This window comes from Arthrobacter sulfonylureivorans (assembly GCF_047607445.1).
GTDB classification, from domain to species: Bacteria; Actinomycetota; Actinomycetes; order Actinomycetales; family Micrococcaceae; genus Crystallibacter; species Crystallibacter sulfonylureivorans_A.
In genome coordinates this window covers 1-21,425 of sequence record NZ_JBLKRT010000036.1, presented here as the reverse complement: position 1 = coordinate 21,425, position 21,425 = coordinate 1, and the positions used below count along the sequence as shown (strand labels likewise).

The window sequence follows — 21,425 nt, the reverse complement described above, 5'->3', positions numbered from 1 at the left end:
CACACGGCGGATGGCTCCACCGGCATAATGGAGGCATGTCCAAAACCCCAGCACAGCGCGCGAAAAAACACGGTGCCGCGGCAGCCCCAGCCAAGGGCGGCGCAGCAAAACCTGCCATTCCCGGCAGCACCCGGTCTCCTCAGCGCGCGGCTGGCAACGCGAACCTGATCGTCATTGCCGGAGCAGTGGCCTCGGCGTTCTTGTTTGGCTATTCCTTCCTGCTGGTGATGCCGCAGTTCACCCAGCTGACCGGCGGACTGGGTATGCCGGACACGCTGATCGGCGGGTATTCCACCGAGTACGCGCAACAACTCCGGACGGCGTTCGGCGAAGACGGTGCCGGGCAGTACAACTACTGGCACAAGACCGCGGACACCATCTTCCCGCTGCTCTTCGGCTTTACCTGGCTGATCCTGCTGGGCCAGCAAATCCGCCGGGGACTCTGGCGCTGGCTGGCTTGGGCCGTCGTCGTACTTTATGTGGTCGCCGACTTGGGCGAAAACCTGGCGGTCGATGCCATGCTGGCCACGGACCCGGTGGGCGACGCCTCGCTGGCGAGTTTCCTCACGGTTGCCAAGTCAATCCTCTTCGGGCTGAGCCTGGTGGTGGCTGCAGTCGCCGTCTTCACCCGCAAGCCCAAGCCAGCCGAAGGTTCCGTTCCGGCCGGAGGCTGAGTGGGCCCGGCCGGCCTGCCCGGATGGTACGTCAGCGGGATTGGCACTCGCGAAGGGTGAGCACGCCGGCCCCGCACGAAGCGGTTCCAGACCGGGCGGAGCGTGACAGGCTCGGATGACGCGCGAGCCACCTTCCGGCGCCGCCCGACCGGCAGCCCGGCACGGCACGGCAATTAAGCTAAGCTTTTGGCGTTGCCCCCGTAGCTCAGGGGATAGAGCACCGCTCTCCTAAAGCGGGTGTCGGCAGTTCGAATCTGCCCGGGGGCACTGAATATATTCGCCGCTTTACTGAGTCGGCGGTGCGGGCCCGCCTCCTGCCGAACGGCCCTGCCGCACGCATCTGCCACCTCGCCCCGATGCGTACTGCGTGGGCATGACGGCCAGCCCCGAGTGATCAAACGGCAACAGGCCCCCGCCTGTGCAACCCCCCACGGATGCACAGACGGTGGCCTGCTGTAGTGCATTTCCACCGAAGTGGGCAGGAGTCCCCTGTCAGCTAGGGACCGCCGGTTCCGAATCTTCCCGTTCGCCGGAGCCGGCGGCATCTTCCTGCCACCTATTGGCTGACGGCCGCGCCGTTCCCCTGAAGCACCTAAGCCGCTCCGGGACCGTTCATATCCCAGAGTGTGAATACTCCAGGCACTGCCGTCACTACATATCTAAATCGATTGGATTTAATAAAGCAACCTGAACGGCATGGCAGGACCCAAAGTCAAGGAATATGACGAAAAATACAGTCAGGACAGCGGAGCGTGGTAGTGCCCTGCGAATCAGCTGCCCAGCAGTAGTCCGCTGGCCTTCGGCGACAACGCATCGTCCAGGACAAGGCAGGCGCCGCCGATGGCGCCCACTTCGAATCCCAGCGACGAGGAGTCCACCTCGACTCCGTGGATAGCCCGGGAGACGAAGCGGCTGTTGATCTCCTCGCGCAGCGTTGGCAGCACCAGGTTCTCCAGCCCGATCCACAACGGTCCGCCGAAGATCACCCGGTCTACGTCCAGGACATTCACCAGCTGTGCCACGGTGCCGCCCACCAATCGGGCAGCGCGGTTAATGATGGCGGCGGCGGCTGAATCTCCTTCGACGGCCATCCGACACAGCGTGATGATTCTTTCGGTGGCCTGGTGCCGGTCCCCCAGTTCGGCGTCGGGCGGAAACACACCGGATTCCACAGCCTGCTGGAATAAGGTGCCGAAGTTCAGCGCCATGCCCACGCAGTTGCGTTTCCCGCAATCACACTGCGGCACTTCCGCGTCCACCGGGAAATGGCCGATCTCCCCGATGTTACTGGAAGCACCGCGCAGCACCACGCCATCCAGCACCACTCCGGCCCCCAAGCCGGTGCCCAGATACACGAAGACGAAGTTCTCGGGTTCCTGCCGCCCGCTGGCCCACAGCTCCGCTACCGCCGCTGCCGTCGTGTCCTTGTCCATCAGCACCGGCAGCCCCGTCAGCCGGCTGAGCGGCTCGCGCAGCGGAACAGAGGTCCACTCGCGCATCATCGGCGGGTCCACCACCGTGCCCTCCGCCGCATCGATCGGCCCCGGCGCAGCCAGCCCGATACCGAGGATCCGCTGGCGCTCGATGCCCGAGGCTGCGATCAACTCTTCGACCGCGGCGGCCATCGCCGCCGTCATGCCATCTGGCTGGCCGGCGCGGGGATTGTCGTGCCGGGCACGGGCCACCACCTCGCCGTCGAGATTGAGCATGACCAAGGTCATGACCACCGGGTCAAGGTGAATGCCGATGGCCAACCGACTGGACACTTCCAACTGCAGCACGGTGCGCGGTTTGCCTGGACCGCTGACCGTCTTGCGGTCTTCCCGCACCAGGCCTTCGTCCACTAGCCGGCGCACTACGTTGGAGATCGTTTGCGGCGACAGTCCGGTGCGCTCTACCAACTCCACCCGGGCGATACCCTCATGGGCGCGACGGATGGCATCCAGGATCACAGCCTGGTTGTAGCCGCCCAAGCGGCCCAGGTTGGTTCCTCGCTGCATAGCACCGCTTTCTGCTCATCTGTCGCTGGGGACCCCACAGCAACTTTAGTCATTGACCGGCCGGAGCACACGCCTGCCACGAAAGGCTTTCCGGCGCTCCAGTTCGGCGGCGCGGTAGGCTCCGCGGGCCTGTCGGCGCTGCCGGTTGTGCCGGCGCTACGGGTATTGCCGTGGGCTTTTTGGCGGGCCCTGCGGGTTACGCGGCACGACCGGGTTTCGCGGTGTATTTTTTGGCGGCCCTGCGGGTTACGCGGCACGACCGGGTTTCGCGGAGCGGCCGGTTGTGCCGGCGCGGACCGCTTCAGTCCACTTGGGTCAGCTGGCCACCGCGGCGTCGCTGAGGAACTGAGTCCGATAGAGCTCAGCGTAGCGTCCTTCCAGCGCCAGCAGTTGGGCGTGCGTGCCTTGCTCCACGATGTTCCCGCCCTCCACCACCAGAATGCGGTCTGCGGAGCGCACGGTGGAGAGCCGGTGGGCGATAACGACGGCGGTGCGCCCCTCGAGTGCCTCGGTGAGCGCCGCCTGCACCGCGGCTTCGTTGGTCGAGTCCAGCGCTGCCGTTGCCTCATCCAGGATGACCACGCGGGGATGTCCCAGCAGCAACCGTGCAATGGTCATCCGCTGGCGCTCACCGCCGGAGAGTCGATAGCCGCGCTCCCCCACCATGGTGTCCAAGCCGTCCGGCAGCGACTGGATCAGTCCTTCCAGCCGGGCGCGGCGCAGCACATCCCAGATCTCGGCGTCGCTGGCTTCCGGCCGGGCCAACAGCAGGTTGGAGCGGATGGTCTCGTGGAACAGGTGCCCGTCCTGGGTCACCATCCCGATCGTTCCGCGCAGGGCCTCGAAGCTCAGGTCCCGGACATCGGTTCCCGAGAGCTCAATGGCACCCGAGTCCACGTCGTACAGCCGGGCCAGGAGCTGGGCCATGGTCGACTTTCCGGCGCCCGAGGAACCCACCAGAGCCAACGTTTGGCCGGGTTCCACCCGGAAGCTGATGCCATGCAGCACTTCCTCGCCGCCGCGGGCGTCTAGCGTTGCGACCTCTTCCAACGAGGCCAGCGACACCTTGTCGGCCGACGGGTAGGCGAACCGTACGTCCTTAAACTCGACGGAGACAGGACCCGGCGGGACGGTGCCGGCGTCGTCCTTCTCAGTGATCAGGGGCTTCAGGTCCAGGACTTCGAAGACCCGCTCAAAGCTGACCAACGCGCTGGAAATCTCCACCCGGGCGTTCGCCAGAGCGGTCAGCGGCGCGTACAGGCGGGTGAGCAGCAGCGCCAGCGTCACCACATCGCCCGGATCCAGCTGGCCGATGATTGCGTAGAAACCGCCCAGCCCGTAGACCAGGGCCAACGCCAGTGCCGACACCAGGGTCAGCGCGGTGACGAACACCCACTGCATCACCGCCGTCTTGATGCCGATGTCGCGCACGCGCTGTGCCCGCACCTTGAACTCCCGGGATTCGTCGGCGGGGCGGCCGAAGAGTTTGACCAGCGTGGCCCCGGGCGCGGAGAACCGTTCGGTCATCTGCGTGCTCATGGCGGAATTGTGATTGGCGGTCTCGCGCCGGAGGTCCGCCAGGCGGCTGCCCATCCGGCGGGCAGGCAGCAGGAATACTGGCAGCATCAGTACGGCCAGCAGTGTGACCTGCCACGACGTGTTCAGCATGACGATCAGTGTCAGGATCAGCGCCACCACGTTGCTGACCACTCCTGAAAGCGTGCCGGCAAAGGCCCGCTGGGCACCGATCACATCGTTGTTCAACCGGCTGACCAGCGCGCCGGTGCGGGTCCGCATGAAGAAGGCGATCGGCATCTTCTGCACATGGTCAAACACCGCGGTGCGCAGATCCAGGATGATGTCCTCACCCAGGCCGGAGGAGATCCACCTGGTCACCATGCTGAGGCCGGCGTCGGCGATGGCCACCAGTGCGATCACCACGGCCAGCCAGACCACCAGTTCGACGTCGGACTTGGCGACGATCGCGTCCACAACCCGGCCGGCAAGGACCGGAGTGGCAACGGCCAGCGCGGCGGTCACCACGGAGAGCAGCACGAAGATGGTGATCTTGGCCTTGTACGGCGCGGCAAACGCAAAGGTGCGGCGAACGGTTTCGCGGGAGAACGATTTCTGGTCCTTCGAATGCGAAAGCCGGTAGAGCGAACTCCAGGCTGCACCTTCCATGGACATGATGGCTCCTTAGGGCTGATGGTCCTACTGCAACCCTAGAACCTTCCGGAGCCCCGTACTGTTCCCGCGGGTGGCGCCGCGGCCAGAATCTGTCCTGGTACTGGGGTTGGGCCGGGGGCTGTTCCGGTTCCGGACGCCCGCGGCCTGTGTAGTCCTAGCTGCCGGACGCCGGCGGCCTCTGTCTGTAGTCCTCGCTGCCGGACGCCCGCTGCCCGTCCGGGTCCTGGAACCCGCCCCCGCGTCCCGCCTTGCTCGAGTTCAGGGTTTGGCGTCCAGATCACCTGCTATAACCGGTGATCTGGACGCCAAAGGGTGACCTCGTCGTGAGATCAGGGGCAGCATCCGGGGAGTTGGACGCCAACCCCTGATCTGGACATACCGTTGCTGACCCCCCAGGCAGCCTCAGCGTTCCCATCTACATGGCCACCAGCGACGGAACCACTCACCGGCCACGCCACCACGGCGGAACCACTCACCGGCCATGCCGGCAGGTCAGCTGAGCTGCTTCTCCTCGTGCGGGATAAAGCGCACCGTCATCGCCTTGAAGCCGGGGGTGTTCGACTCGCGGGCCACCAGATCCCGGTGGACCAACGCGTTGGCTTCCGGGAAGTAGGCGGCTGCACAGCCCCGCGCCGTCGGGTAGGCCACCAGTCGGAACTCATCCGCGCGGCGCTCGGTCCCCTTGAACGTGCTGATCACATCCACCAAGTCGCGGTCGGCGAAACCCAGTTCAGCCAAATCGTCCGGATTTACCAGGACCACCCGGCGGCCATTGGAGATGCCCCGGTAGCGGTCGTCCAGCCCGTAGAACGTGGTGTTGTACTGGTCGTGGCTGCGCAGGGTCTGCAGGATCAGATGGCCCTCGGGCGCCTCCAGGTACTCCAGCGGGCTGACCGTAAACCGGCCCTTGCCGATGTCCGTGGCGAACGACCGGGTATCGCGCGGCGGGTTCGGCAGCACGAAGCCGCTCTTGTTCCGGATCCGAGTGTTGAAGTCCTCGAAGCCGGGCAGCACGCGGGAGATGTGGTCGCGGACCACGTCGTAGTCCTCGGCCATGGCCCGCCAGTTCACCGGATGGTCGTCGCCGAAGGTGGCCTGGGCCATCCGGGCAATGATGACCGGCTCGGCCAGCAGGTGCTCGCTGACCGGTTCCAGCCGGCCCTGAGTGGAGCGGATGACGGACATGGAGTCTTCCACGGAGAGGAACTGCGCGCCGTTGGGGTGTTTGTCGTCCCGGTCCGTGCGGCCCAGCGTGGGCAGGATCAGCGAGGTCTTGCCGTGCACCACGTGGGACCGGTTGGGCTTGGTGGATACATGCACGGTCAGCCCGGCCTTCTGCATCCCGGCCTCCAGCGCCTCGGTCTCCGAGTTCGCCAAGGCGAAGTTGCCGCCCATCGACACGAAGACGTCGACTTTGCCCTCCGCGAAGGCGTCGATCGCCTCGGTGGAATCCACGCCGTGCTCGCGCGGCGACGTGATGCCGAATTCCTTGTCCAGTGCGGCCAGCAGCCATTCCTTGGGCTTTTCCCAGATGCCCATGGTGCGGTCGCCCTGCACGTTGGAGTGGCCGCGGACCGGGCAGGCACCGGCGCCGGGTTTGCCGAAGTTGCCCTGCAGCAGCAGCAGGTTCACGATTTCGCGCAGGGTGTCCACCGAGTGCGGTTGCTGGGTCAGGCCCAGCGCCCAGCAGATGATGGTGGCCTTGGACTTGGCCAGCAGTCCGGCCACCTTCGCGATGTCCAGCCGGGAAAGGCCGGTGGCCTTCTCGGTCTCGATCCAGTCAATGTGGCGGCGGGCGGCGACGTAGTCCTCGAACCCGTCGGTGTTCGCCTCGATGAATTCCTTGTCCACCACGGTGCCGGGAGCACGGTCTTCCTCTTCCAGCAGCAGGTGTCCCAGGGCCTGGAACAGGGCCAGGTCCCCGCCCACCTTGATCTGCAGGAACTCGTCGGCGAGCTTGGTGCCGCCGCGAACCAGTCCGTCCACCGACTGCGGATCCTTGAACGCCATCAGGCCGGTTTCCGGCAGCGGATTGACGGCCACAATGGTACCGCCGTTGTCCTTGCATTCCTTCAGCGCGGAGAGCATGCGCGGATGGTTCGTACCCGGGTTCTGGCCCACCACGAAGATCAGTTCTGAGTGGTGGATGTCCTCCAGCGACACGGTGCCCTTGCCGATGCCGATGGTGGGGTTCAGCGCACTGCCGGAGGATTCGTGGCACATGTTGGAGCAGTCCGGCAGGTTGTTGGTGCCCAGCGAGCGTGCGAACAGTTGGTACATGAACGCGGTTTCGTTCGCGGTGCGGCCCGAGGTGTAGAAGACGCAACGGTCCGGTGTGGTGGCACGGAACCGCTCCCCGATCAGGTTGAACGCGTCCGACCAGGAGATCGGCGAATAGTGCGTCTCACCCTCGCGGATGATTACCGGCTCGGTGATCCGGCCCTGCTGGCCCAGCCAGTACTCGGTTTTGGTGGCCAGCTCTGCAATGGAATGCCGCGCCCAGAACTCCGGCGTCACGGTGCGCTTGGTGTTTTCCTCGGCCACAGCCTTGGCACCGTTTTCGCAGAACTCGGCCGGTTTGCGCGGTCCGGTGATGGATTCCGGCCAGGCACAGCCCGGGCAATCGAAGCCGCCGCGCTGGTTGATCCGCAGCAGCGAACGGGCCGTGCGCGCGACGCCGGCCTGTTCGATGCCGCGCTCCAGCGCAATCTTAACTGCCGGAATACCGGCGGCAGCCTTCTTCGGTTCCTTGACCTTCAGGGTGCTTTCGTCAATGTCATTCACAGGTGCCGGGCGAGTCATGCCCCTAATGTATCCCGGCTCACGGCGAATCCTCGACAGCCGCCGCCGGTCTCACACCAAATGGCCGACGGCGGTGCCAATCCGTGCGGGGTGGGCGTACACGTTGATGCTGCGGCCGCGGCTGAAACCGGCCAGCGTCAGTCCAACTTTCTCCGCCAGTTCGACGGCGAGCGAGGACGGCGCGCTGACAGCCGACAGGGCGGGGATTCCCGCCAGATAGGCCTTCTGGACGAGCTCGAAGGAGGCCCTCCCGGAGACCTGCAGCACCGTCTCCCGCAACGGCAGCCGCCCCTCGCGCAGGGCCCAGCCCACCACCTTGTCCACCGCGTTGTGGCGCCCCACGTCTTCGCGCAGGCAGAGCAATTCGCCTTCGAAGCTGAACAGTCCGGCCGCGTGGACGCCGCCGGTGCGTTCGAACACCTGCTGCTGCTCGCGCAGCCGGTCCGGCAACTGCAGTAGCAGGTCCAACGCCACTTCGCCGGCGCCGTCGGTGACGCCCGCGCCCTGGGCTGCGCCGCCGTCGTGATCAGGCAGCCCGAAGCGGGAGCGCTTGGTCACCGCGTCAATCGATGCGGTGCCGCAGATGCCGCACGCGCTGCTGGTGACCACTTGCCGGTCCAGCCGCGGATCCGGCAGCGCCACGCCGGGCGCCAGCTGGGCCTCCACCACGTTGAAGGTCTGCCGGCCGTCCTCGTCCTCGCCAGCGCAGAAGCGCATGGAGAGCAGTTGGTCGGGCGACCAGATGATGCCCTCGGAGACCAGAAAGCCGGCGACCAGGTCGAAGTCGTCGCCCGGCGTGCGCATGGTGATGGAGAACGCTCGCCCGGCCAGCCGGATCTCCAGCGGCTCTTCCACCGCCAGCACGTCCTCGCGGCGGCGCGGCGGCGCATCCAGACTGAGTTTGAGCACCTTCCGGCGCTGCGTCAAGCGGCCCATGCACTTCTCCTCTACTGCCGGTTACAAGCGTAGTCCACGCACGCGCCGGGGCCGCCCGGAGACGGGAGGCCCCGGAATCGATGACCGGCAGCGGATCATCTGGGCAGGTCAAGGACCGGCAACTGCGGGCCGGGATCGGCGCCGGACTAGACCCGGTTCGCCCGGGACGGACTCGGGATGGACAGCCAAGGGGCGGACCGTGCACTCCAAGGCTGCAGGCCACACCGGATCACCAGGGCAGGTCAAGGGCCGGCAACTGCTGGCCGGGGTCGGCGCCGGCGGCCGGAACCACCATCACGCCGTCGGCAGCGGCCAGTCCGCGCATCATGGCCGAGCCGATGTGGTCCGCGGGAACGGCGCCGCCGTCGGGAGCCGTTCCGTAGGGCACCAACCGGTCCTGGTTATGCAGCGGCGGCAGGGCAGTTCCGGCGCGCACGGTCCGCAGCGCCGCCAGCCGGCGGCCCGTCATGCCCGCCAGCAGCGGGTCGGCCAGGGTCAGCAGCGCCATCATGGCCGCCAGCGGGTTCCCGGGCAGGCCGACCAGCGGGCGCCCGTCGGACAGCCTGGCCAGCAGCGCCGGGTGTCCCGGGCGCATCCGGATGGAAGGGACCAGGATCGTTGCACCGGCAGCATCCAGCACCCGGCGCAGATGGTCAGCGGCAGAGGTGCCGGTCCCGCCGGTGGTGATGACCAGGTCGCCGCCACAGCCGGCGATGGCCTCCGCGGTGGCATCGAAGTCGTCGGGCAGTCGCCGGCTGCCGTCGACCTGGCCTCCGAACCGGCCGATGATGGCCGGCAAGGTGGGCCCGAACGTATCGCGGACCCGGCCCGGCGCGGGGATCCCGGAGGTGACGACTTCGTCCCCGGTGAGCAGCAACGCCACCCGCGGCACCGTGGCCACCGGAAGCGCGTCGTGGCCGCAGACCGCGGCGACGGCCAGATGCGCGGGGGTCAGCACCGTGCCGGCGGCCACCACGACGGCACCGGCGGCGGTCTCTTCGCCGGCCGGGCGGATGTGGCGTCCGGCGGCGATTTCCCGCTCTGCCGTTCCCGGACACAGGTCCAGCCGCTGGGGTCCCGCGGTTCCGCATTCGCTGCGCAGCACGCTGTCGGTGCCGTCAGGGATCAGGCCGCCGGTGACCACCGGGGCGGCCTGCCCGGGTTGCAGCGGGCTGCCGGCCGGAACCAGCTGCCACGGTCCGGTGCCGGCAATGGCCCAGCCGTCCATCGCGGAGGAGGCATAGTGCGGAACCGGCAGCAGCGCGGGCAGGTCGGCGGCCAGGGTTCGGCCAGCGCAGGCTGCGAGCTCAACGTCGGCGGCCGGCCGGAGCGCAGCCGCTTGGCCCGCGGCGAAGGCGGTGGCCCGGGCGTCTTCCCAGCGGAGGCCGGAGCCGCTCACTCCTGCACAGCGCCGTGGCGGCGCGCAACTTCGTCGGCTACCCGGGAGGCTGCGCGGATGGCCACTTCCGGCGTCGCCTGGCCGGTGGCGGCCGCGTAGCCGGCGGCGTAGCCCACCACGAACGTGGTCAGCGGTGCCGCGGGACGGACCACGCTGTGGGCGGCCACTCCGGCCAGCCCCAGCACGGCGTCGATGTCCACCGGCACGTCCTCGATCTCCAGCGCCTGGAGCAGTTCGCTGACAAACGGGGAGAGCTGTTCGGCCGCTCCGGACACAATGGCCTCCGATCCGCCCGAGCGCGGGCTAGTACAACGTTTGTTTCAGGCTACGGCGCGGGCCGGGCAATGCCAAAGCGGCCCGCATCCTGCCAGGTGTCCACGTCCGAGGTGTGGCTCCCGGCCCGCTCCAACCGGAGCTCGACCGTCGACAGCCCGGCGAGCAGCTTCCGGACCGGTTGGCCGGCCAATCCGGCTGCTCCCCCGGACTGTTGCACCGCCGCAGCCAAGGCCGCGCGGCCCGCACAGCACGCCAACTGCTGCCGCCTTCCGTCGGCGTCGACCGGGATCCAGAGCTGCGCCTCCGGCGCACGGGCGGCACCCTCCAGCAACAATTCCGGCAGTCCGGCGAGCAGCGGCATATCGCAGGCAAAGAGCAAGGTGAGCGGCGCGGGGTCCGGCGCTCCGCCGTCGTCATCGGCAGCCAGCGCGTTCATCCCGGCCGCGATGCCCGCTGCCGGACCGGAGAACGGCGGGTCCTCCCGGGTCAGCAGGAGCCGGGGCGGTCCGGGTGCCACCGACCGGCGGAAGGCGTCCATTTCCTCCACCAGGTCATCCGGACCGACGACGGCGATCCGCCGGGCGCCGCGGACGGCCTCCAGCGTGTGGCGCAACAGTGTGGCCCCTTTGAGTTGCAGCAGGGCCTTGGGGCTTCCACCCAACCGCGAGGAGCGGCCGCCGGCCAGCACGACGGCGTCGAAATCAGCAGCAGTCACGCGGCGGTATGTGTGTCGAGGAACTGGCTCCAGGCGGGTGCCGGCCGGTCCAGGTCGCGGATGCGCCAGCGCGCACCGCTGGGCGGACGGGGCGTGAACCGCAGGCTCCAACCCATGTGCGCCAGGGTGCGGTCGCCCTTGGCATTGTTGCAGCGCAGGCAGCAGGCCACCAGATTCTCCCAACTGTCTTCGCCTCCGCGCGAGCGCGGCCTAACATGGTCCACCGTCGTAGCCGTCTTGCCGCAATATGCGCACAGGTGGTTGTCGCGGCGCAGCACGCCGCGGCGGGTTACGGCGGTGTCCTGATTGTAGGGAATCTTAATGTACCGGTTGAGCAGGATCACCGAGGGCCGGCCCAGGATGTCGTTCGGCCCGACGACGGGATCGCCGTCCTCGGCGATCACGCTGGCCTTCCCGGTGAGCACAAGCAGCAGCGCCCGGCGGAAGGTGACGACCGCCAGGGGTTCGTATCCAGCATTCAGAACGAGTGTGCGCATGCACATTCCTCTAGGTGTGGCCACCCCGACCGGCGCTTCGCTTCCGGTCAGGGACTGGATTTTCTGCACTAACAGTCAAAGAGTATGACGGCAGATACGTTCTGCGCTAACTTTTTTCGCTGCTGCTGGGCGGTTTTGGCCTGCGCAGCACGATGTTCACCGGCTGTTCGCCGGCCGGCCAGCGGATCTGGCGGGCGCTATTGCCGTTCGGCCATAACGCCGCCGGCCCCGGTGCACGCGGGGCGTGTACCGGGGCCGGCGGACGGTCTAGTAGACCGGGAAGGCTGAAGCCTAGTTGACGCGGATGGCTATGTAGCCGGATCCGACATCGGCACTGGCCAGTGCGGTGGTGTAGCCGGTCCAGCCGCCGTGGATGGCCTGGCCGTTGCCCACGTAGATGGCGATGTGCGCAACGCCGGCGCCGCCGTCGGAGTAGTACAGCAGGTCGCCCGGCTGCGGGGTGGACACCTGGGTGCCGTAGCTGAGGAACTGTGCCGGGGCGAGGTCGCCCACCGACTTGCCGGCGGCGCGCAGGGCCTTCTCCACCATGGCGGTGCAGTCCTGCGAAATGCCGATCTGCCCGTAGGCGGAGGAGACCAGGGTGGAGGCCACGCCGCTGGCGGAGGCAGTGGTCTTCGCCGGGGCCGCTGCGGGCTTGGCTGCGGCTGCCGGGGCGACCTTCTGGACGGTGTCCTGTGCTGCCTCGGCGGCTTCTTCAACGACCGGAGCCACTTCCTGGGCCACGGTTTCGACCACGGGCTCGGGCTCAGGGGCCGGAGTCGACTTGATGTCGGGTCGCGAGAAGGTCAGTTCGACGGCGCTCGACGCCTGGACCGTGTCCACCTGCACGCGGCTGGGGACAGACACGGTGGATGCGGTGCGTTCGATGGTGGCCGACTGTGCGGGCAGTCCGGCGGTCAGGGCCAATCCGGAGGCGGCAGCAATGACGGCTGCAGAACGACCCATGGATCCGGCATTGGATGAGACGGCTTTGGAAATCGTCTCCAGCGGGTTAGTGCGGACGGAAACGGCGCGGTGGCGCCCCGTAGCGGTGTTATTGAACACGTTAAAGGCCTCTCCCAATGCCTGCGAGGTGAGCTGTCGGATTCGGATGGGAGTGCACCCGGCCGCACTTCTCCCCGGCAGAGCCTGAGAGCTGTAACGACTTAACCCCAAGGGTTCCTGTACGGAACCCGAATTTGGTTCCCCCGCCTCTGCCCGCGAAGTCTTTTGCGAACGAACTCCGGACGGTGGCAGAGCTCGGCAATCCACCCGGAGGCACCAGCCGTCTGGCAGCTGGCACGAGAAACAGCGTATACGATCCGGCGCCTATTGTCACGTTCTGATCACGGAACGGTGATCTTTAGGTTACGGAGGGTGTCCCGCGCGCACCGAAACGTGACAGCACGCCGGGTTTCACCGTGATGCTCTGTGGCCTTAATGACCGACGGCGCGCCCCGGAAGGCGCGCCGCGATACGAAGCGCAGGGAAGGCGTCGGAACCCTTAGCCCGCCGGACGGATGAACACCGGACCGGAGCCGATGTAAGCGCTGCCCAGGACGGTGCTGTAGCCGGCCCAGCCGCCGTGGACGGCCTGGCCGTTGCCCACGTAGATGGCCACGTGGGCCACACCGGCGCCGCCGTTGGCGTAGTAGATGATGTCGCCCGGCTGCGGCGTGGAAACCTGCGTGCCGTAAGCGAAGAACTGTGCCGGGGCAAGGTCGCCGACGGAGTAGCCCGCCGCGCGCAGCGCGTTCTCGACCAGCGCGGTGCAGTCCTGTCCCACGCCGATCTGGGCGTAGGCGGCAGCCACAATGGCGCCGGCTGCACCGCTGGCGGCAGCTTCGCCGCCCTTCTTGGCCGACTTGCCCTGGTCCGATGCGGCGTCGTCGCCGGTCGTCGGGTTGATCTCGTTCGATACGGCCTGGACCACGGTCTCCGGTGCCGGAGTGGAAGTGATTCCGGCCCGCTCAAAGGTCAGTTTCACGGCTGCCGAAGCCTGCACGGCTTCCACCTGCACGCGGGCCGGTGCGTCGACACTGCGTTCGGCACTGACGGCCTGCGCCGGAATGGCACCGGTCAGAACCAGGCCGGTAGCGGCGGCGATAACGGCACCTTGGCGTCCAACAGTTCCGGCGTTTGCGGAAACAGCCTTGGAAATCGTCTCAAGCGGGCTGGTGCGGACAGGGGTCGCACGGTGGCGGCCCGCAGTAATGCTCTTGGACACGGTTGTACCTCTCCCAAATGCCTGCGAGGTGAGCTGTCGGGTTCGGATGGGAGTCATCCGGCCGGCCGGCTTCCGAGCTGGTGGCCCGGGCCTGATCGGCTTTACCCCAAGGACGTCCTGAAACGTCCGGGAAGTGGTTCCCCCGCCTCTGCCATGCGATTCGGTGCGAACGAACTTCGGGCGACGGCAGAGTTCGGCATTCCGCCCGAAGGTGCCTGGCAATAATTGCCAGGCACAGGTGAAACCTTATAACAGTTTGGAGTCTGAGTCACATTCCGGTTACGGCGTGTCAGTCAGAGCCAGCCGGTGGGGTCCACCAGCTTGCCGTTGACCATGACTTCGAAGTGCAAATGGCAGCCGGTTGACGCTCCGGTGGTGCCGCTTTCGCCCAGCACTTCGCCCCGGGCCACGGTGGCGCCGACCGTCGTATCGATAGTGCTCAGGTGGTTGTAGGTGGTCTCCAGGCCGTTGCCGTGGTCCACCACAATCCGGTTGCCGCCGCCGCCAACCTGGAAGCCGGCCTCGACGACGGTGCCGCCTGCCGCTGCTGCCACGGGCGTGCCGCAAGGGGCTCCGTAGTCCTGGCCGGTGTGCAGTTCACCGGCGTATCCGGTGATGGGGCTGACCCGGTAGCCGAACGGCGAGGTCTTGATCAGCTCGTCCATCGGCTGCGAGAGCGTTCCCTCGCTGCCGATCGCCTTGGTCTTTCCGCCGGAGGCGACCATGACCTGCTTCAGCTTGGTGTCCGGGTCGAACTTGCTGGTCAGGCCCGCGCGTTCAAACGTCAGGCGCGCTTCGGTGGCCGCGGAGATGCTGCTGGCTGCTACTGCTTCCCGCGGGCCGTCGGCGGTGGCGCCGGCCGTCGTCGGAAGCATCACGGTTAGCACCATGCCGGAGGCGGCCGCGAGAATCGCGGTCTTATGGCCGACGTCGCGGGCGGCCGCTGCTACTGGAGACGGTGCCGGCTGGGCACGTCGCCGGCCGGCTGTCGCAGCGCGCGGGCGTGTGTATTCGACCGGGGCGGTTGAACGGCGCCGACCCGAGGCTTTGTGTCCTGCCAAAATCTATATACCTCTCCCAAAGCGCCTGCGAAGTTAGCTGTCGGATTCGAGTCAAGAGAAAACTCGGCCGCAGCGCACAGAGCCCAGTGGAACGATTCACCGAGGCTTTGCCCGCTGCGGCTTCACCCCAAGGCAGCCAACAAAAACTGCCGCTTGGTGGGTCCTCCGCCCCTGTCTCACGGATCCACTCCCCCGCCGACAGGGTTCGGCTTGCGGAGGGTGCGGGACCGATATCTCGGTGCCCGGCACAACTATACGGAAAGATACGCGGAAGTAATAAATCCGTTATCCAAGCCGCGAGATTCCGCGGCGCAACGTTTCATTCCATCGACACAAAGATGTGGGCGGCGACTTCCGGCGGCAATTCCAGGGCGCCTTCGATGCCCGGCACGCGCACCGAGATGTATTCGCCTGCAGTGGCCAGTTGCAGTGTTGCCCCGGGCTTCAGGCCGCCCTCTTCCAACTGGGTCAACAGTTCCGGCTCCACCTGGATCGGCTCTGCCAACCGGATGATGCTGACCTGCTTATCAGGCGTATACGTGCCCATCGCCTGGGCCAGGTTGAGCAGGCCTAGGGCGGACTCTTCGGCGGGCTGCCCGCCGAGCGCCTCCAGCCCGGGGATTGGGTTGCCGTACGGGGAAACGGTCGGTTTGCCCAGCAGTTCGTAAAGACGCTGCTCCACCCGTTCGCTCATCACGTGTTCCCAGCGGCAGGCCTCGTCGTGGACGTAGGCCCAGTCCAAGCCAATGACGTCGGAGAGCAACCGCTCGGCCAGCCGGTGCTTGCGCATGACCTCGGTTGCCCTCCGCCGGCCCAGTTCGGTCAGTTCCAAGTGCCTGTCACCGGTGACCACCACCAGTCCGTCCCGCTCCATCCGGCCGATCGTCTGGGAGACCGTGGGGCCGGAATGGCGCAGCCGCTCGGCAATCCGGGCGCGCAGCGCGACGATGTTCTCTTCTTCGAGTTCGAGGATGGTGCGCAGGTACATCTCGGTGGTGTCGATGAGATCAGTCAATTGGTTCTTGCTCCTCGGCGCGCGGTGAAAAAGGCTGCTCCAGCAGCAGGCATGAGGGTGGGGCCCCTCTCCAGCGTAGCCTGTTTTCCCTACACGACCGGCAGTCTTGCCGCTGGTAGCCGCGCCGGGGCGCCGCGCAACATTGCCGGTTCCGACTAACGGCGCCCGCCGCCGTTGGGGCAGAATGAGACGGGCGTTCAACGGTGAACTGCCATCAAGATCACTGCCATCACGCCAGGAAAGGTATTCATGAGCGATACCCAGTCCATCAGCATTCCCGCCGACCTGCTCCCGAAGGACGGGCGTTTTGGCGCCGGTCCGTCCAAGGTCCGTCCGGAACAGGTCGACGCGCTGGTCGCCGCGGGCCGCAACCTGCTGGGAACGTCGCACCGCCAGGCTCCGGTCAAGAATCTGGTGGGCAGCGTCCGCGAGGGACTCCAGGAGTTCTTCAAGGCGCCCGCGGGCTACGAGATCATCCTCGGCGTCGGCGGCTCGACGGCATTCTGGGACGTCGCCTCGTTCGGACTGGTTGAACAGAAGGCCCAGCACCTGTCCTTCGGCGAGTTCAGCTCCAAGTTCGCCTCCGCCACCAACAAGGCACCGTTCCTGGCCGAATCCAGCATCATCACCGCTGAGCCCGGTTCCCGGCCGGAGCCGCGGGCCGAGACCGGCGTGGACGTGTACGCCTGGGCGCAGAATGAAACGTCCACCGGCGTCGCCGCTCCGGTGCAGCGTGTGGATGGGGCCGACGACGGCGCCCTGGTTCTCATCGACGCAACATCGGCCGCGGGCGGTCTGGCGGTCGACGTCACCCAGAGCGACGTCTACTACTTCGCGCCGCAGAAGAATTTCGCGTCCGACGGCGGACTCTGGCTTGGCGTCTTCTCCCCCGCCGCGCTGGAACGGGCGGCCCGGATCGGCGCCACCGACCGGTGGATTCCGGACTTCCTCAACCTGGAAACCGCGATCGATAATTCGCTGAAGAACCAGACCTACAACACGCCCGCGCTGGCCACCCTGGTCACGCTCAATGCGCAGATCGAATGGCTGAACGGCAACGGCGGGCTGGACTTCGCCTCCGGCCGCACCGCCGACTCGGCCGGCCGCGTGTACCAGTGGGCTGAGGCCTCCGCGGTCGCGACGCCGTATGTCGTCAAACCGGAGCACCGCTCGAACGTCATCGCAACCGTCGACTTCGACGAATCGGTTGACGCCGCGGCCGTGGCCAAGGTGCTGCGCGCCAACGGCGTGGTGGACGTGGAGCCGTACCGCAAGCTCGGCCGCAACCAGTTGCGCATCGCCACCTTCGTCGCCGTCGAACCGGACGACGTCAGCGCCCTGCTCTCCTGCATCGACTACGTGGTGGACCGCCTGCAGGGCTAACCGCCGCACCGTGCCTTGATGGGGTCCGGCTTCCCGATCGCGGGGAGCCGGACCTTATTGTTTGGTCCGAACCGTTTTGGCGCGGCTGGTCCGGACCGTTCGGTGCGGATCGCCGCGGCGCTAGGCCGGCCGGTCCGGCACGCCGTAGGTGATGCTCAGCTTCCGCGGGGCCGAACGGTCGAAGCGCAGCCGCATGTGGTGTGCGCGCCAGGCCCACAAAATTCCGACGGCGGCGGCGGCCACACCGGACAGCGCTGCCACTCCCAGCCCCCAGCGCGGGCCGAAACTGTTGGACACCAAGCCGACCAAGGGTGCACCGAGCGGAGTTCCGCCCATCAGGATGGCCATGTACAAGGACATCACGCGTCCGCGCATCATCGGGTCGGTGGTGGTCTGCACATACGCATTGGCGCTGGTCATGATGGTAATGGCCGCTGCCCCCACCGGCACCAGGGCCAGTCCGAAGAGGCAGACCGACGGGGCCAGGCCCGCCGCCGTGCAGGCAACGCCGAAAGCCACCGAGGCGCCGAAGATGTAGCGCAGCCGCGGCCGCTCCCGGCGCGCACTGAGCAGCGATCCGGTAACCGAGCCGGCTGCCATCACCGAGGAGAGCACGCCGAAGTCACCGGCATGGCCGCCGAATTCGGTCCGCGCCATGGACGCCACGAACACGGAGAAGTTCAGGCCGAAGGTTCCAATGATGAAGATGGCGGTCATCACCACCACCAGGTCCGGCCGGTCCTTCACGTATCGGAAGCCCTCGCGGATTTGGCCGCGGCCTTTGGCAACCTTCTGCCGCGGATGGAGTTCCTGCCTGCGGATGGCCAGCAACGCCGCGATCATTGCCGCGAAGGTGGCGGCGTTGATCAGGAACACCGGGCCCGGTCCGACGGCTACGGTCAGCACACCGGCAATCGCCGGACCGATCATCCTGGCCAGATTGAACGAGGTGCTGTTCAGCGCCACCGCGTTGGGCAGGTAGTCGTCGCGGACCAGGTCGGAGACGAAAGTCTGCCGCGCCGGGGCGTCCACCGCCGTCACCATGCCCAGCGCCAGCGCGAAGGCGTACACGTGCCACAGTTGCGCAACATCGGCGATCACCATCAGGCCCAGGGCAAGGCCCAGCACCGCCATTGAAATCTGCGTGGCCATCAGCAGCTTTTGCCGGTCGAACCGGTCGGCGACCAGCCCTGCCCACGGGGCCATCAGCAACTGTGGCCCCATCTGCAGCGCCATCACAATGCCCATGGCGGCGGCGTCCTGCTCGGTGAGGATGTCGTACACCAACCAGTCCTGGGCCGTCCGCTGCATCCAGGTGCCGATGTTGGAGATCAGCGCCCCGATGAACCAGATCCGGTAATTGAACAGCCGCAAGGAACGAAACATGCTTTACCGCCCCTTCCGGCTGCGAAACCTGCCTCGTCCATCGGCCACGTCAGGACGTGGCTTCGGTGAAATCCTCGGTCGTATCGGTTGCTGCTGCCTCGTCCTCGCCTGCCGCGGCAGGCGCTTCTGCCACCGCTGCATCCTCGCCCGCGGTGGCAGAGGTTTCCTCGTTCGCTGCGTCGACCTGGCCCGCGGATTCGGGGACTTCCTCCGCCGTGTCCGCTACCGGCGCCGACTCGGCGTCGTCCTGTGCTTCGGCTGCCGCAGCCGCCTCGGCTTCGGCCGCGGCCGCCACTTCCTCAGGCCGCACCCGGTCGGCCCACGGCACCCACTCCGGAGCCAGCAGCGATTTCTCGGATGGCAGCAGGCCCACTTCGCAGACCGTGGCGTCCTTGCCGCGCGGCACCCGGGCCAGGGTGGCGTACCACTGCCAGCCCGCGTAGCCGGCCAGCTTCGCTTCGAACCGGTGGGTGACCAGTCGGTCGCCGTCGGCAACGCTGCCGACATGTGCACCGATTTGTTCGGATGGGGCGATGTCCAGCACACCCTCTCGAGCACGGTCCACCGCCGCGGCCAGGACAAGGTCCAGTTTGGGGGTGCGACGCGCAGGACGACGTCGGGGCGGCGCGGCCTCCGTCGTGGTCCCGCCGGCGTCGGGCTGCTCCACGGGCGCTGGTTCAGCGCTGGAGCCGGTCAGGTTTTCGGTCATCAAGTCCGCTTACGCGTCCAGGTCGTCGGCCACGCGGCGGAGTACCGCTGCCACCTTGGACGCGTGCGAGCGTTCCGGATAGCGGCCCTTGCGCAGCCCGTTGGAGATGCCGTCCAGCAGCTTGATCAAGTCTTCGGTGATGACGGCCATGTCCTCGGCCGGCTTGCGTGTTGCGCGCACCACCGAGGGGGCGGCGTCGAGGATGCGGGCAGACAGTGCGGATGGGCCGCGGCGGCCGTCAGCAATGCCGTACTCCATCCGGGTGCCGGCCTTCACGTCCTTGACGCCGGCCGGCAGCGCAGATGCGTGCAGGAACACTTCCTGGCCGTCTTCGCTGGCCAGGAACCCGAAGCCTTTTTCCGTGTCGAACCACTTGACTTTGCCGATGGGCACTTTGCTTACCTCGTTCTGCTTAATGTTGCGGCGGTACCGCCCGCTGCTGCGTTCTTACCATGTGTCCCGCCGGCAGTACACCGGCCGCAGGCGCGGCCGCGGCGCGGCGGGGAAAGTCTGTCTCTAGATTAGCTTGTTCCACAGACAGCGGAGGCCGAGACGCGGCCGTTTCCGCTCCCGGCATGATGGCGGGATTGGGCCGAGGTACGGCGGGGAGTTAATCTGGAGCCATGCCCGAAACCGTTCCTGCCCAGAATGCGCCGCGCCCCGCCGAGTCGGGTGCGCTGCACCGTGTGCTGGTTTTCGCAGCGATCGCAGTACTGCTGGCAGGGCTGGGCAGCTTGGGCGTAATTCTGGCGGGTGCCATGGCCGGAACTCCGGTGTGGACGGGTTTCATGGGGCTAGCCTGGTTCTGCTTCCCGATCGCCTTCGTGCTGATGGTGCTGCTGATGGCCGGCAGCATCCGGCGCCGCCGCAGCAGCTAGCGGCACCACGAGGGCGGTGACGGCGGGCTTGCCGGGCGGCGTCGGCCGCAGTAGTGCGGGGTAACGTTAATCCGGTGTCCTCCATCCGCGCCTTGGCCGGCCAGTTGGCCGCCCGCAGCGACGCCGAGCTGCGCCAACTGTTCGCTGCCCGGCCGGACCTCTGTCTGCCGCCGGTGCCGGACTTTTCCGCCCTGGCGGCCCGGGCCTGCACGCGGATCAGCCTCCAGCGGGTGTTAGAAAACCTCTCCCGCCCCGAGCTGGAGGTGCTTGAAGCTGTTGTGCTCAGCACTGATGTGGATGCCGGTCGCTCCGCCGACGCCCGTTCCCTGCAGCCCCTGCTGGTGCCGCAGCCGGGCACAGCCGGGCAACTGGACCTGGACGCATGTCTGGCCCGGCTGCAGAATCTTGCCTTGCTGTTGCGCGTGGCACCGCGCTCTTCCGACAGCGGTGCTCTTCCCGCTAACGACGGCGGAGACCTCCCGCTGCGCCCGGCCTACCTTCCGGTGGCCAGCCTGGCGGAAGCCCTCGGACCGTATCCGGCAGGCCTGGGCCGCAGCTACGCCGCCTTGGCAGCGGCCAGTCCGGTGGCAGCGGACCACCTGGTGCGCACGGCGCGGCTGCTGCACGAGGCCGGTTACGACCTTACTATCGACCTCTCCGAGCCAGACTCGGCCGAGCGCGCGACTCTGGCGGCCTCTCCCGCGGCCCGTGCGGCCACCGAACGCGCCACGCCGGTGGCCACTCCCGCGGCCCGCGCGGCCGCCGAACTCGACCGCTGGCTGTCCGACCCGCGGACCTGGCCGGCGCTGATGACGCAGGCACCGGAGCACACCGCCGAGCTGCTCGGAAAGTTCCGCCGTTCCCCGCTCGGCGCGCTGCCGCACCCATTGGCGGGCACCGGTCCCCGCGACGCCACATCACCCATCGATTGGCTGGCCGCGCACGGGCTGCTGGTGCCCATCGACGCGACGCATGTGGAACTTCCCTGCCCGGCCGGACTGGCGGTGCGCGGCGGCGCGCTGGCCGACCCGTGGCACACCATGCCGCCCGCGGCAACTGCCCGGCAGATCCGGGATTCCCTGCGCGACAATGCAGCTTTCTCTGCAGTGGCCGAGACGCTGCGGCTGGTGGCCGAGCTGTTGGACCAGGTCCGCCGCGGCCCGGTTGCCACCCTGCGTGCCGGTGGCGTAGGCATCCGCGAAGTCCGTCGGCTGGCCGACTCCCTGCGGATCGAAGCGGACGAAACCAGCTGGCTGCTGGAACTCTCAGCCGCTGCC

At 67.5% G+C, this 21,425-nt stretch carries 18 protein-coding genes, 1 tRNA gene, 1 pseudogene and 3 riboswitches; of the genes and pseudogenes, 5 read left to right on the top strand and 15 right to left on the bottom strand.

The features are described 5' to 3' along the window. Positions 1-35 precede the first annotated feature (35 nt). Entirely contained in the window at positions 36-674 is a 639-nt protein-coding gene (locus tag ACMX2H_RS15785; RefSeq protein WP_414961769.1) for a hypothetical protein, read from the top strand. Positions 675-868: 194 nt separating this feature from the next. Continuing rightward, a tRNA-Arg gene (locus ACMX2H_RS15780) sits at positions 869-941 on the top strand. Between the two features lie 503 nt (positions 942-1,444). Here the strand turns inward: ACMX2H_RS15780 and ACMX2H_RS15775 are convergent. The 12 genes from ACMX2H_RS15775 to ACMX2H_RS15720 form a co-directional block, all read right to left on the bottom strand. After that, positions 1,445-2,674, bottom strand: coding sequence for an ROK family transcriptional regulator (locus ACMX2H_RS15775; RefSeq protein ID WP_414961767.1), 1,230 nt, complete (start codon positions 2,672-2,674; stop codon positions 1,445-1,447). 315 nt (positions 2,675-2,989) lie between these two features. Continuing rightward, complete coding sequence (locus ACMX2H_RS15770; protein ID WP_414961765.1) at positions 2,990-4,864, bottom strand: ABC transporter ATP-binding protein; 1,875 nt, start codon at positions 4,862-4,864, stop codon at positions 2,990-2,992. A gap of 492 nt (positions 4,865-5,356) precedes the next feature. Beyond that, positions 5,357-7,666: an FdhF/YdeP family oxidoreductase gene (locus ACMX2H_RS15765; protein WP_414961763.1), complete on the bottom strand. Its 2,310-nt coding sequence runs from the start codon at positions 7,664-7,666 to the stop codon at positions 5,357-5,359. Positions 7,667-7,717: 51 nt separating this feature from the next. Further along, a complete protein-coding gene (gene fdhD / locus ACMX2H_RS15760) occupies positions 7,718-8,602 on the bottom strand; it encodes a formate dehydrogenase accessory sulfurtransferase FdhD (protein ID WP_414961761.1) in 885 nt (294 codons plus the stop codon). 229 nt (positions 8,603-8,831) lie between these two features. Beyond that, positions 8,832-10,001, bottom strand: a complete 1,170-nt coding sequence (locus tag ACMX2H_RS15755; protein ID WP_414961759.1) for a molybdopterin molybdotransferase MoeA — start codon at positions 9,999-10,001, stop codon at positions 8,832-8,834. Next, entirely contained in the window at positions 9,998-10,276 is a 279-nt protein-coding gene (locus ACMX2H_RS15750) for a DUF6457 domain-containing protein (RefSeq protein ID WP_414961757.1), read from the bottom strand. Before ACMX2H_RS15750 ends, ACMX2H_RS15755 begins: the two co-directional genes overlap by 4 nt. Before the next feature lie 50 nt (positions 10,277-10,326). After that, the gene (locus ACMX2H_RS15745; protein ID WP_414961756.1) at positions 10,327-10,992 is read right to left on the bottom strand and encodes an NTP transferase domain-containing protein; all 666 of its coding nucleotides are present in this window, start codon (positions 10,990-10,992) and stop codon (positions 10,327-10,329) included. Then, a complete protein-coding gene (locus ACMX2H_RS15740) occupies positions 10,989-11,489 on the bottom strand; it encodes an HNH endonuclease (protein WP_364651940.1) in 501 nt (166 codons plus the stop codon). The genes ACMX2H_RS15745 and ACMX2H_RS15740 overlap by 4 nt, the downstream gene beginning before the upstream one ends. A gap of 291 nt (positions 11,490-11,780) precedes the next feature. Further along, positions 11,781-12,554, bottom strand: a complete 774-nt coding sequence (locus ACMX2H_RS15735; RefSeq protein WP_414961754.1) for a C40 family peptidase — start codon at positions 12,552-12,554, stop codon at positions 11,781-11,783. A gap of 4 nt (positions 12,555-12,558) precedes the next feature. Continuing rightward, positions 12,559-12,727, bottom strand: a riboswitch (cyclic di-AMP (ydaO/yuaA leader). Between the two features lie 266 nt (positions 12,728-12,993). Next, a complete protein-coding gene (locus ACMX2H_RS15730; protein ID WP_414961752.1) occupies positions 12,994-13,716 on the bottom strand; it encodes an NlpC/P60 family protein in 723 nt (240 codons plus the stop codon). Between the two features lie 3 nt (positions 13,717-13,719). Continuing rightward, positions 13,720-13,892: riboswitch (cyclic di-AMP (ydaO/yuaA leader) on the bottom strand. Positions 13,893-14,009: 117 nt separating this feature from the next. Beyond that, complete coding sequence (locus ACMX2H_RS15725; protein WP_414961789.1) at positions 14,010-14,591, bottom strand: M23 family metallopeptidase; 582 nt, start codon at positions 14,589-14,591, stop codon at positions 14,010-14,012. A gap of 192 nt (positions 14,592-14,783) precedes the next feature. Then, a riboswitch (cyclic di-AMP (ydaO/yuaA leader) is annotated at positions 14,784-14,998 on the bottom strand. A gap of 98 nt (positions 14,999-15,096) precedes the next feature. Beyond that, the gene (locus ACMX2H_RS15720; RefSeq protein WP_414961751.1) at positions 15,097-15,792 is read right to left on the bottom strand and encodes a metal-dependent transcriptional regulator; all 696 of its coding nucleotides are present in this window, start codon (positions 15,790-15,792) and stop codon (positions 15,097-15,099) included. 249 nt (positions 15,793-16,041) lie between these two features. On the opposite strand from ACMX2H_RS15720, the gene serC reads away from it, so the two are divergent. Then, positions 16,042-17,175: a phosphoserine transaminase gene (serC, locus tag ACMX2H_RS15715; protein WP_414961750.1), complete on the top strand. Its 1,134-nt coding sequence runs from the start codon at positions 16,042-16,044 to the stop codon at positions 17,173-17,175. A gap of 120 nt (positions 17,176-17,295) precedes the next feature. On the opposite strand, the gene ACMX2H_RS15710 is transcribed toward serC, so the two are convergent. Genes ACMX2H_RS15710 through ACMX2H_RS15700 form a run of 3 tightly spaced genes read right to left on the bottom strand, consistent with a single transcriptional unit; the run spans position 17,296 to position 19,663 of the window. After that, entirely contained in the window at positions 17,296-18,561 is a 1,266-nt protein-coding gene (locus tag ACMX2H_RS15710) for an MFS transporter (RefSeq protein ID WP_414961748.1), read from the bottom strand. Between the two features lie 49 nt (positions 18,562-18,610). Then, positions 18,611-19,270: a DUF3027 domain-containing protein gene (locus tag ACMX2H_RS15705; RefSeq protein ID WP_414961746.1), complete on the bottom strand. Its 660-nt coding sequence runs from the start codon at positions 19,268-19,270 to the stop codon at positions 18,611-18,613. Positions 19,271-19,279: 9 nt separating this feature from the next. After that, positions 19,280-19,663 (bottom strand): cold-shock protein, encoded by a 384-nt coding sequence (locus ACMX2H_RS15700; RefSeq protein ID WP_136786865.1) that lies wholly within the window; start codon positions 19,661-19,663, stop codon positions 19,280-19,282. 230 nt (positions 19,664-19,893) lie between these two features. Between ACMX2H_RS15700 and ACMX2H_RS15695 the strand changes: the two genes are divergently transcribed. Further along, a complete protein-coding gene (locus ACMX2H_RS15695) occupies positions 19,894-20,148 on the top strand; it encodes a hypothetical protein (RefSeq protein WP_414961743.1) in 255 nt (84 codons plus the stop codon). 74 nt (positions 20,149-20,222) lie between these two features. Next, positions 20,223-21,425, top strand: a pseudogene (locus ACMX2H_RS15690) (helicase-associated domain-containing protein); the annotation flags it as partial.